Here is a 12,514-nt window from a genome sequence, read left to right on the forward strand (position 1 = left end):
GTTGTCTCAGTTTCTGAAATATTCCTTGAGCTCTTGTGCATATTCGGTGAGACTTTCGATGCTGCCGTTGCCATAGCGTTGCCATACTTCATGACACGGATATGACAAGGGGTCCGATATGCTGTCTTTATGTGTGATATACGGGTCGCAATGCCGGAATATGCGCATTATCTCCGTCACTCTTGTTGCACTTATGCCTATAAGTTTCGACAGTTCTTTTATTTCCGGTGTTTCCGGAACCATGGTTATCGGTGTCAGTCTGAAATAAAGGTCCAGAATGATTATGAGCATTACCGGTGTTACGTTATCATCGCCTTCCACATGACGGAAATCTTTTTCAAATGTCTCATTGACGTCAACACCGCAGTAAAACTCTTCCGCCATTCCGAATCCGTTCATTTCACGAAGCATTCTGATGGCTCTCGACAAGCGTTTCGGATTATTGACGTATGTGTTCCATATACGTTCTACACGCGGAGTTTCAAGATTGGCAATGACACGCATTTTGGAATGAAGAATCTGAGGATGAATATGCAGCTCAATGCCTAAATCCACCAAAGGTCTGCTGTATATGGCTTTCAGTCCTGCAGGCTTGCGCAGATATAACTGAAGCAACATAAGCCAGTAATCATCCGACCAATTTGTCTGTCTTGCCATGATATTAATAAAATATATACGTAATCCAGTTGCAAAAATACTATTTATTTTCTATATTTGCATCCAAAAGCGACAATTATTTTGTATGAGCCATACGAATGGCCGATAAGCAATATGTCCGGTGTCCGGATTATGTTGCAGTCTGAAAAGGCTTTACAGGAAAGAAAACTTATCACAAATAAAATACAGCAAGATGAAAAAACTATTTGTTTCTTTATTTATCTCATGTCTTGTCTCCGGTTTGCAGGCACAGGCACCGCGTAATGAAATAAAAGAAAACGTAAAACTGTCGGCAAGCAATCTTCTTGCTTATCCTATGCCCAAGAAGCAGCTTACGCCGGCTCCCGATGGATACAGACCGTTTTACATAAGTCATTATGGTCGCCACGGTTCAAGATTTCTTATTAACCCCAAAGACTATACGACACCTATAGATATACTCAGGAAAGCGGAAAGGAATGGAAAGCTCACTCCCCTTGGCACCGATGTGATGAAACGGCTGTGCATGCTTTATGATGAGTCGTATAAGAGACTTGGCGAGCTGACGCCTTTAGGAGCCGTGCAGCACCGCGAGATAGCGAACAGAATGTATAACAGGTTTCCTGAGGTCTTTAAAGGAGATGTCACAATAGATGCCAAGAGTACCGTGGTTATAAGATGTATACTGTCCATGGAGAATGAGTTGCAGGAGTTTGCCCGCCTCAATCCTAAGCTTAACATCATCCACGATGCAAGCGAGCACGACATGTGGTATATGAATTTCAACGACAAGCCACTGTTTAAGAAGCGAATGCCTGAGAAAGCCAAAAAAGCGTATGATGATTTTTGCAGACAATGGGACAGAAGCGAGAATCTTATGAAAAAACTGTTTGCGGACATGGACTACGTGAAAGACAGCGTAGACAGCCATAAGCTTAACTATCACATATTCCATCTTGCATCGGCCATACAGAACTGTGAGTCGAGATACAAAATAACCCTGTATGACCTGTTCAGTGATGACGACTTGTATGCAAACTGGGTCAGAGACAATGCGTCATGGTATATAAACTATGGTCCGAGTCCCTTGAATGGAGGCAGACAACCTTTCTCGCAACGCAATCTTCTAAGGAAAATCATTACGGAAGCCGACAGTTGCCTTGCCCTTCCTGCTCCCGGAGCCACGCTCAGGTTCGGCCATGAGACAATAGTAATGCCGCTCACATGTCTGTTAGGACTTGACGGATATGACCGTCAGATAGACAACCTCGACAAACTGACAGGGAAGGGATGGATTAACTACCGTATATTTCCTATGGGAGCCAACATACAGTTTGTGTTTTTCAGAAGGGACGCAAAGGATAAGGACATACTTGTAAAGGTTTTGCTGAATGAAAATGAAGCGTCGCTTCCGATAAAATCAGATAAGGCGCCATATTATAAGTGGAATGATGTGAGAGACTATTATCTCGATAAACTGGACTCATATAAAGATTAAACGTTATGTAACGTTACTAAATATATATTAAAATAATTTGCGGTATATGTAAAAATTGCGTACTTTGTAATATTATGATGATAATGATTGGGTCATACAACATTAAATTTTAAAAGTCACTATTGGGATATAGATAATCGATAAATATGAAAACCGGTTTTTATGACAAGCATTATAATGTACTTTTGAGTGCAGCCACAATGGTTGGTGATTTTCTTATTTGTGTATTCTTGTATATTCTGTTTATAAAGAAAGCAGGATATTGGGAGTTGCCCGGATTAAGGCAGTCGTTGGTTGTATCTTCAATGCTTTATATCTTTTGCATTTATACAGGCGGTGTGATTCTGTTCAGACGCAATACAAAGAACTACCAGATACCGCTGCTTGTTTTTCGTAACGTGATTTATTATGGTATAGGATATATAATAATAATGAAGCTTGGGCATTTTAGGGTGTTGTCTCCATACGGGCTTTCACTTTTTATTGTATTGCTGGCTGTTTCCTCCACCATATACCGTATGATAATAAGATATTCAGTCCGGATATACCGTTCCCGCGCGGTCAACCGCACTAATGCTATTCTGGTTGGAAGCACTGTCAATAATATGGAGTTATATAGGGAAATGACGGAAGTGTCTTATTACGGATACAATGTGTTGGGGTATTTTGACTATGAGCCTAATCCTGACTTTCCGGAAAAATGTCCTTATTTAGGCACACCGGATGACGTTATAGGATATCTGAAAGAGCATGATGAGGTTGAAGAGCTGTATTGTTGTCTGCCTTCAAAGTATCATGACACGATACGTGGACTCATACATTATTGTACAAACAACCTGATTCATTTCTTCAGCGTTCCGAATCTTCGTAATTACCTGCATAATAGAATGCACTTCTATATGCTTGGCAACGTGCCTTATCTTTCTATCTACAATGAGCCGTTGTCAAGAGTAGAGAACCGTATGATTAAGCGTGTGTTTGATGTTGTTTTCTCTTTAACGTTCCTGTGTACGCTGTTTCCGATAATCTTTATTATCGTGTTTATAATAACAAAGATAACGATGCCCGGCCCGATATTCTTCAGACAGAAACGTAACGGGTTGGACAATAAGGTGTTTTATTGTCTTAAGTTCAGAAGCATGAAGGTGAATGCCGATGCAGACAAGCTTCAGGCAACAAAGAACGACCCGCGTAAGACAAAGTGGGGTGACATTATGCGTAAGACGAACATCGACGAGCTTCCTCAGTTTATCAACGTTCTTATGGGTGATATGAGTATCGTCGGTCCGCGTCCCCACATGCTGATGCATACGGAAGAGTATTCCAAGCTTATAGACAAGTATATGGTGCGCCATTTCGTAAAGCCCGGCATAACGGGATGGAGCCAGGTTACCGGATTCCGTGGTGAGACAAAGGAACTTTCACAGATGGAAGGACGTGTGAAAGGAGATATATGGTATATGGAGCACTGGACTTTCGGTCTTGACATTTATATTATTTATAAGACAATAGCCAATGCCGTAAAGGGTGACAAGGCGGCTTATTAGAATAAACCGCATTGGATATTGCTTTGCGGTGTGTGGCGTCCGGCATTGCGTATAAGGAATAAATTAGGATAAAGTTTGGAAGGCATATATATTGAGTTTCTGCGTTTCTGTATAGACGAAAAGGCGGAGTTAAAGGAAGAATTTCGTGGTATAGACTGGAATTATATGTATGATTTCGGCTATCGCCAGACTCTTTTGGGCGTTTTGTTTGAAGGTGTCAGGCGTCTTCCGCCGGACTATGCCCCGCCACGGCCGCTTCTTATGAAATGGATAGGAATAAGTCAGGCCATAGAGAAGCAGAATATACTTCAAAACAAAAACGTGGCGGCTGTGGTGAGGATGTTTGCCGCAGACGGATTCAGAAGTTGTATACTCAAGGGACAGGGTAATGCCGTTATGTATCCTAATCCGCTTTCGCGTATGCCCGGTGATATTGATGTATGGCTTTGGGGCGGTGACAGGGAAATAATAAGATATGTGAAGAGTAAGGGAGGCGATGGCGGTTTTTGTTACCATCATGCGGAATTTCCTCCTTTTAATAATACAGAGATAGAAGTTCACTACCGTCCGTCATTCATGAATAACCCGCTTCACAACCGTCGTCTTCAGCAATGGTTCCGTGATATGGCAGGACTGCAGTTTGATAATCTTGTACGGTTGCCCCATTCGGGTGACGACGTGGGCGTTGCCGTTCCCGTATTCTCTTTCAATTGTATCTTTCAGATGTCGCATATCTATCATCATCTCCTTCATGAGGGGATTGGATTAAGGCAGCTGCTTGATTATTATTTTCTGTTGAAAAGTCAGGAAAGGCCTGATGCCGGTATAGATAAACTGTTGCGCGGATTCGGCATGTATGGTGTGTCCGGTGCTGTGATGTATGTGTTGAAAGAGATGTTTGCCCTTGACGAGCGCCGGATGGTGGTTCCTCCCGATGAAAGGCGTGGCAGGATGTTGCTTGACGAGATATTCCTATCCGGTAATTTCGGTCATCATGATGACAGGCAGAAATGGATTTACAAGTCACAGGTGAATAGGAATATCGGACGTTTTGTGCGTGATATCCGTTTCTTCGGTCAGTATCCGGGAGAATGTCTGTGGGAACCGTTTTTCAGGCTGTGGCATTTCTTCTGGCGTAAGAATATAGGTCGTTAGGCCTGTTGTTTCTTTACATTTCTTTTGGCATGTATACGGCGACGGTTTTCATTCTTACATAGTTTTCCGATACATACATAAGCCCGTTGTACGGGTTGTCTGTTCCCCATGAGTTTTTCATTATGTAATACCTGGTTCCTTTCCTGTCGCGTCCGATGCCCACTATCGCCATACAGTGGTCGTCGGTGGTTTCGTAGTTTTCAAAATGTTTCTGTCTGATTTCTTGTATATTGTTCTTTCCATAATCTTCATCCAGTTTCGCGATGCCTTTTTCAAATGAGAATCCTGGTTCTGAAATGTCACCCTCCCAGCACACTCCATGGCCTTTTCTCACGGCATTGTCTATGAGTGACATCATGGTGTCGAGCGGTACGTTGTAGAATGTGTTCCGCTCCCAGTTGTCCTCTGTCTCCAGTACAAATCTGTTGTAGAATTTATGGTGTGTGAAACTCGTTATCGCCTCATATTCCCCCGGGGCGCATACGCTTCGTGCAAATTCTCCGGGGGTGTATTCCGCACCATACATAAATACGTGTTCAGACGGATAGCCGAGAGCCCTGTCTATCATGTCATCCACTTTCTTCCCGTAAAGTTTTAACCCAGCCCTGTGTCTTACAGCCGCTTCGGAGAGCATTCTCACCCTGTTGCACAATACAGTATAGTTTATATTCTCTCCATATCCGTAGGAATAGTCCGGCACAGCCCCATGCCGTTCAATCAGGTTTATCAGAGTCTGCCCCATGCCCCGTGTGGTAAATGTAGTCTTTCCTCCTGTAAGATAATAGTTGCGGTAGTTGTCTCTTAAAAGGCTTCTCATCACGTATGCCACTGAAAGGCAGACCGAATCCCCTCTCATTAGATGTTCCGTCTCTATGGCCGACAGCATGGCGTATGCCCAGCAGTTGCAACTCCTTCCCTGATTCCTCACTGGGGTATATTTGTTCATCACATCTATTGTAAACTGTTCTTGTTCATCGCCATGTCCGGGTTTTTCCATTCCGCATCCATGAAATACGATGGTCATCGTCATCATCAGTATTATTCCTGCGTATCTGTTATGTAAGTATGGTGTCATTTTTATTTTAGTCAGATCATAAATCCTGTTTATTATGCAGTGCAAACATAATGCTTTTCCGGCATAATACAAAATCCAGGGTTGTGTTTTTATCTTTGTTGATGCAGTTTGTCTTACGGAAAGCACTGTAATATTGCCATTTCCGTTAGTCATGCCGTGTTGTTTTATTGTTTTAGTGTTTCATTATGGAAATATATAATGAGCGAGGATAAAAGTCATGGGCTGTTTCATGCAGTTGTTAATAGGTTATCAATAACTGTAAAATTGTGTTGTGTGCGCACACAAATATTGACTTAGGTCAAAATAAATATTAAAACAGAAAAAATATAAGGCCAAAATCATTGCAGAATAGAGGAAACTTAATATCTTTGCAACGTAATAAAATATTGTAAATAGTTATTAAGGTATAAGTGACAGATTGTTAGGATATACATTCATTTAGATAGGTTAGTTTTAGTTATTAGGTAAAGATTGTATTATTTGATTAGGTTTTTTAGTTATTTTGGTAAAGTAAGATTGATTAATTCAGGATTCCAAGGTGTTGGACCGAGGGTAAAAAGGATTTGTTGAAAGGGTAACAAAACAACAAGACACAAGATGAACAGGCAAAGCCGGGAGGCTTTGACCTGAAAAGAAAGGAGGATAGTCGAGAAAAATAAGATTCGTTCTTAATGTTTCAAGACTATCATTAAAGAAAACATTAGTATTTTAATATCAGTGCAGCTCCCGGAATTATTTCCGGGGGCTGTTTTTATTTGTGCATACGGTGTATTATTAATATGACACGTGCTAAAGATGCGTTTCCACATTCGGAGGTAAAATCCACCTGTTTTTTATATACCGGATTTCATCCTACCTTTTCTCGTCATGGTAATATTCAAGCAAATTTGATATTGCTCATTTGGCTTATCGAAAATGTTTGTTTTTTCCCTATTTTATGTGTATCCTAAAATAATGAAAACCATAAAACATAATTATTATGACAACAGTCAAGTTGAAATTCCGTCCGTCGGCAGTTGCCGGAAGAGAAGGAACACTGTATTATCAGATAGCCCGTCACCGTGCTGTCAGTTGCGTAAAAACACCGTATCGCATATATCCGGATGAGTGGGACAGCGGTTCCGGTATTATTTGCAATGGGAATGTGAAAAGCCGTATGCCGTTTCTTCAGCTTGTAAGAGACTGTGTCGGCTGGGAATTGAGACAGATAAGAAATGTTGCGTTACTGATGGAAAGGCGTGAGAAAGAATCCGGAGAGACAGTTCTCATGTCAGACATCCTTGCTGCCATACGAAGGATAAAGCCCTGTCAGACGGTGTTTGTTTTCATGCAGTCGCGTATAACCCGTCTTATACGTATGAATCGCATAGGCACGGCAAACACCTGCTCGTCAACATTGCGAAGCTTCATGCGTTTCAGATGCAACGAAGACCTATCCTTTGAATCTGTAACGGCCGAGATGATGGTAATATATGAGAAATATCTTCAGTCGCACGGACTTCTGCGCAACACCACCTCTTTCTATATGCGTACCATGCGCACAGTATACAATCTTGCCGTAGAACAGGGGCTTACTGACGATAAAGATGTTTTCCGCAACGTATATACAGGTTTCGACAAGACAGACAAGCGGGCCATATCATTGAAGGACATCAAGGCAATAAGGCAGCTCGACCTTTCGTTTTCCCGCTCCCTTTCATTTTCCAGAGACCTGTTTCTTTTAAGTTTCTATATGCGCGGAATGCCTTTTGTGGATATGGCATATCTTAGGAAGTCAGATCTCAAAGGCGGTTTCGTGGTATATTGCCGTAGAAAAACCCGCCAGCGGCTAACCATAAAATGGGAATTGCAGATGCAGGCAATCATAGAGCGTTATGCGGGAGAAACATCATCCACACCATATCTTCTGCCGATAATAAGGACGGAGGATGGGATGGAATACCGGCAGTATCAGTCGGTGCTGCACAATGTGAACCGTAGTCTGAAGCGTATTGCGGTAATGGCCGGTTTAGGCATCCCCCTTACAATGTATGTGGCCCGCCACACATGGGCTACCGTTGCAAGGAAAATGAATATCCCCATGTCGGTGATAAGCGAGGGGATGGGGCATGATTCCGAGAAAACCACGCAGATTTATCTTGCGTCCATCGATACATCCGAAATATGCAGGGCAAACAGGCGCATACTCAATAGTTTGCAGTAGGCGGGATGCCGTATGGAAGTATGACATTTAGAAAGCATGAGGCAGTGTTCGGCATACACACCTGATGCTTCCACACTCCCTCCCCTTTTTCCTGGGAGTCTGATGGGCGTCATCCGACATGTAGGGACGTGCCTTTGGCACGTGTCAGAGGAAACATCCATCCAATGAATAAGCTCGGGTGTTGTATACATTGAACACATCGCAAAGCGATGTCCCTACTTGTGTTTGTAATGAAAATTCACATAAAATCCTTTTGTCGTTTTTGGATATTTTTATTTCGCTTTTAATTCATTGATATTCAATATGTTATCACCAAACAAAAGTATGGCGAAAATAAACATATCATTCGTGCGCGATGAACATGCCATTCACGGTCGATGAATGGCATGTTCATCAGCCATGAATAGGCCATTCATTGAAAGAGAATTTTGCATATATGTCATTATGTAAATAGATTTTAAAAAATAAAGAATGGCTCTTGCCGTATTTCTGATACGCGTTTGAAACATTTCTGTGTTTTGCTGCAACTATTTCAGACATATATGAAAAAACAGAGATTGTTATATGTGATTACTGGGAAATATATGACAGCATCTGTCTGTATCTTATTATTATGTTAGCTACGATTTGGACAGTAACCATTCTACAGCTGAGATAATATTGATTTCTGTGTCGGACACTTTCTCTGTCCTTGATTCAGAACAGGCTATTAAAGTAAGATTCTTACAACCTGTCTTTTGTGATGTATCAATAAGGGCGTCAAGTTCACGTGTTAATGTCTTAGGGTGGCTTATGTCGTATGAGACTTGGATAAGTTCGATGACATAGCCTCTTTCCGCAACAACAAAGTCCACTTCTTTTAATCTGGCATTCTGCCGGTAGTAAAATATATCCCTATTCAAGGGAATGTTGCGTCTTTGAAGTTCAAGAAATACGATGTTTTCCAGTCTCCAGCCCAAGTTTTCTGAAGAAAGTATGTTGTGGCGATAGGTAAGCATTCCGGTATCTACTATATATGCCTTATTGTTGCGTAATCGTTCACTGCTTTTATATGAAAATTTAGTCAGAGGAACGATAAGGAAAGCCTGTGCCAAATAATCTATATAATTGCGTATAGTTTTGTCGGAGCCTATCTTCAAGGTTTCGGCCAAGTCTGTCATATTGATGATTTGACCGGCATTATTGATGAGGTGGTTGGCCAATGTCTTTAGACTGTTGGCATTCCGTATATGGAAGCGCGGCATTATATCTTTTGTTATAATAGCGTCAATCAGGCTTCCTACATATCCATGCCTGTCGGATAAAGTGGATAGTTCTGGAAATCCTCCCTCTATGAGGTATTCATCGAGTGTGTTTTTTAGTACGGCAACATTCTTTGTTGTCGGAATATCTGTCCCAATGCCTTTTGATGCGCAATAATCCTTGAAAGAAAACGGATAGAGCCTGATTTCATGGTAGCGTCCCGTTAGATGCGTTGCCAGTTCTGAACTTAAAAGTCGGGCGTTCGAGCCGGTTATGACAATATGTAGTCCTTGTCGGAGTAATCTGTTTATAAATAGATGCCATCCGTCAACATTTTGAATTTCGTCAAAAAAAACATACTTTATGTCATTGCCATACACACGGTAGATCGATTCTAATACAATGTTTAAATCCTCTACCATCAGGTTTGCAAGCCGGTCATCATCAAAATTGATATAGCCGTATGTTATGCCTGCATTACGCAGTGCCATGTGGCAAAGCGTTGATTTCCCGCTTCTCCGTACACCGATTACAACTTGTGCCAATTTATCGTTCAGGGATATTTGTTTTATCTCGTTACGATGTACAAACTCTTCATTTACCACAAAATGAAGTTCTTCTCGTTGGTCAAGTATTACTTTATATATTGCGTTGGAATCCATAATTTGACTAAATAATATTATTGATATAAAGATAGTGCAAACCGAACGCAATGAAGCTTGTTTCAAATTGCTGAGGCACCGCCTATCTTATGCAAAGATAGTGCAAACCGAACGCAATGAAGCTTGTTTCAAATTGCTGAGGTGCCGCCTATCTTATGCAAAGATAATGCAAACTCCGATAAAATGCAAAAAAACGAGCTACAAACTCCGATAAAATGCAAAAATCACACTCCTAAACTCCGATAATTGTTGAGTATGCTATACGATGAAGCACAGAAAAACCCTTGGTCTATCATGAAAATAGCAATATCATGCATATTAAAGTCTTTGCATTGTTTTGTGTTGCGGTAATGTTTGTATGCCCATGTTTTTTTATCAGGTTTACTGATATGTAAGTTTTTGTGATGTGTACATCTCATAATATGAGAAGTACATAGCAATGCAAATATAGATATTTTTTTTTATTTTACATCACTTTTAACAGCTTTTCTTTTCTGCAAACAGTTTTCTTTTTTGTCAGTGTTTATCATTTATATATATTTCATATTTGCATTTGGTTGATTTACAACGTGATTAATAAAGATGTACTTCTCATATTATGAGATGTTAATACAAATGTCATTATAAATGACAATGCAGATTGATTTACTGGTGTTTTTTAAGGTATATATTATGGTGCACCAAATAAATTGCAAAACGGTTTTGCTGTGCTGTTGTGGCACAGCGGATCATACAGACATAGAATAGCAGGAGAGCCGATGCAACTGGATAGTTCAGATTCTCTTTCTATAGCCGATAAGGATAAGGCCGGTGATGATTTGTCAGCTAATCATTTAAGGGACGATATTCAGATAAGGCAACAGCATAACGGACAGGAAATAAAATCCGGTCCGGAAGTAGAGAAGTATAGCAGCATTTCTGGCCGTGAACAGGAAATAATGCCGGATGATGACTGTGACTGGTGCTATCTTTTCATACATCATTCAAAGGTGGATTCCACAGTGAATATATTTCGCGAATATGGAAATTTCAACACCTTTGTACACAAATCCATAAAGTATATCCGCCAGGACAAGCGTATTGTAAAACAGTCGAAGCAAACTGTCAGCGGCCTGATATTTATACAGGGCGATAAGGATAAGATAAAGATTTTTCTTAAAAAAGAATTTCCTCTGCTGCATCTTGTCAACAACTGCAGCACCCATGAGACTGCCGTCATTCCCAACCGGGTCATGCAGCATTTCATGCAGATAGCGGCACTTGTTCCAACGAGGATACGCTTTCTCATGAACCCGCTCAACCATTATTCCGCAGGCAATCCACGGCTCCGCATTACCACAGGCGTCCTTGCCGGTCTCGAGGGCTATCTTATACGAATAGACCGCGACCGCCGCTTTGTCATAGCTGTAGGCGACATGACCGTTGCGATATCCGGAGTACATAAGGAACAATTTGAGAATACTGATGAGTATAGTAAGGTTTTCGGAAAGTCAAGGAGCTGATGGTGTATTAGGAGATTGTGTGGAGTATTCAGATTTTAATTATAAAAAACAGTCACTATATGGATTTTCTAAAGAATTGTGCGGATGGTTTTTTCTCAAACATACTTGGTATTTTATCTGTTGGGGGATATGTTGCAGTTGTACTGGTTCTGCTTAAACTTATGGTTTGTATCATTCGTTTTGATATGTGTAAGTTGGTTTGTAAAATATTCAGGTCAGAAACAGAACAGAATGTTGAAAAAGACAAGAAAGATGAAAGGACAATTGTAACTCAGGAAGTCAAAATATTCAATACCAAATGTGATCAGCCATTGCCTGAAAAACAAGATGATTCTAACACAAACAACACTTCACCCCAAACGGCAGATGTTTGTGAATCGTAGAAAATTTCCGTTGTTGAATCAAATGTGGCAGTGACATATAATATCTTCCACAGTGTAGGGACATGCCTTTGGCATGTGTCAGGCGACAAACAACCACACACCAATTCATTATACACACCGTATACATCGCAAAGCGATATACATACTCGTGAAAGGAGTATGCAGAAAACAACAACATATATATTATCAAGGTATATCAAATGTTACTCACTGGAGGATGTTTTTACACCTGACACGTGCCAAAGGCACGTCCCTACATGTTGGATGAGAAGCCCCTCCGACTCCCCCAAAAAGAAGAAGCCCCTCCTAACCTCCCTGAACTGCACCCCAAAGGGGAGGGGATGTTGAAACATTAGGTGTGTCTGCCCCATTGTAGGGACATCGCTTTGCGATGTGTATAACGTTTGGTCATACGCTTATGTCAATGCGTATGACACGTGCATACATATTGTGATGAATGCGATAAACCCCAACGTCAAGTCAAAAGGGTAATATCAACCCCGTTTGAGTATTATCATGACAAGAAAAGGTGCATGAGTATAAACAAGAACATGAAGCATCTCTCCTTTGACCGTTATAATTCAAAGGTCAAGAGGGTTAACCTACCTGTC

9 protein-coding genes are annotated in these 12,514 nt (G+C 41.1%); 6 read left to right on the forward strand and 3 right to left on the reverse strand.

Annotation, left to right across the window (positions count from 1 at the left end; translation table 11 throughout):
* Positions 1 to 6: 6 nt before the first annotated feature.
* On the reverse strand, positions 7 to 657 hold the full coding sequence (locus tag HPS56_RS00570; protein ID WP_172272246.1) for a hypothetical protein: 651 nt from the start codon (positions 655 to 657) through the stop codon (positions 7 to 9).
* Between the two features lie 193 nt (positions 658 to 850).
* Here HPS56_RS00570 and HPS56_RS00575 point away from each other — a divergent pair, with 193 nt between their 5' ends.
* The 3 genes from HPS56_RS00575 to HPS56_RS00585 all read left to right on the forward strand — a co-directional run bounded on the left by HPS56_RS00575 (position 851) and on the right by HPS56_RS00585 (position 4,836).
* Positions 851 to 2,134 carry a histidine-type phosphatase gene (locus HPS56_RS00575; RefSeq protein WP_172272249.1) on the forward strand — a complete coding sequence of 428 codons (1,284 nt, stop codon included), beginning with the start codon at positions 851 to 853 and terminating at the stop codon, positions 2,132 to 2,134.
* Between the two features lie 146 nt (positions 2,135 to 2,280).
* Complete coding sequence (locus HPS56_RS00580) at positions 2,281 to 3,681, forward strand: undecaprenyl-phosphate glucose phosphotransferase (protein ID WP_172272268.1); 1,401 nt, start codon at positions 2,281 to 2,283, stop codon at positions 3,679 to 3,681.
* 75 nt (positions 3,682 to 3,756) lie between these two features.
* A complete protein-coding gene (locus tag HPS56_RS00585; protein ID WP_172272271.1) occupies positions 3,757 to 4,836 on the forward strand; it encodes a nucleotidyltransferase family protein in 1,080 nt (359 codons plus the stop codon).
* Positions 4,837 to 4,849: 13 nt separating this feature from the next.
* On the opposite strand, the gene HPS56_RS00590 is transcribed toward HPS56_RS00585, so the two are convergent.
* A complete protein-coding gene (locus HPS56_RS00590) occupies positions 4,850 to 5,911 on the reverse strand; it encodes a C1 family peptidase (RefSeq protein WP_253952348.1) in 1,062 nt (353 codons plus the stop codon).
* Between the two features lie 979 nt (positions 5,912 to 6,890).
* Here HPS56_RS00590 and HPS56_RS00595 point away from each other — a divergent pair.
* The gene (locus HPS56_RS00595) at positions 6,891 to 8,114 is read left to right on the forward strand and encodes a tyrosine-type recombinase/integrase (protein WP_172272274.1); all 1,224 of its coding nucleotides are present in this window, start codon (positions 6,891 to 6,893) and stop codon (positions 8,112 to 8,114) included.
* A 620-nt stretch (positions 8,115 to 8,734) separates the two neighbouring features.
* Here the strand turns inward: HPS56_RS00595 and HPS56_RS00600 are convergent.
* Positions 8,735 to 10,018 carry an ATP-binding protein gene (locus HPS56_RS00600; protein WP_172272277.1) on the reverse strand — a complete coding sequence of 428 codons (1,284 nt, stop codon included), beginning with the start codon at positions 10,016 to 10,018 and terminating at the stop codon, positions 8,735 to 8,737.
* Positions 10,019 to 10,707: 689 nt separating this feature from the next.
* On the opposite strand from HPS56_RS00600, the gene HPS56_RS00605 reads away from it, so the two are divergent.
* Both HPS56_RS00605 and HPS56_RS00610 read left to right on the forward strand, forming a co-directional pair.
* A complete protein-coding gene (locus HPS56_RS00605) occupies positions 10,708 to 11,520 on the forward strand; it encodes a hypothetical protein (protein WP_172272280.1) in 813 nt (270 codons plus the stop codon).
* A 59-nt stretch (positions 11,521 to 11,579) separates the two neighbouring features.
* The gene (locus HPS56_RS00610; protein WP_172272283.1) at positions 11,580 to 11,903 is read left to right on the forward strand and encodes a hypothetical protein; all 324 of its coding nucleotides are present in this window, start codon (positions 11,580 to 11,582) and stop codon (positions 11,901 to 11,903) included.
* The last annotated feature ends 611 nt before the right edge of the window (positions 11,904 to 12,514 follow it).

The organism is Xylanibacter muris (genome assembly GCF_013166605.1).
GTDB classification, from domain to species: domain Bacteria; phylum Bacteroidota; class Bacteroidia; order Bacteroidales; family Bacteroidaceae; genus Prevotella; species Prevotella muris.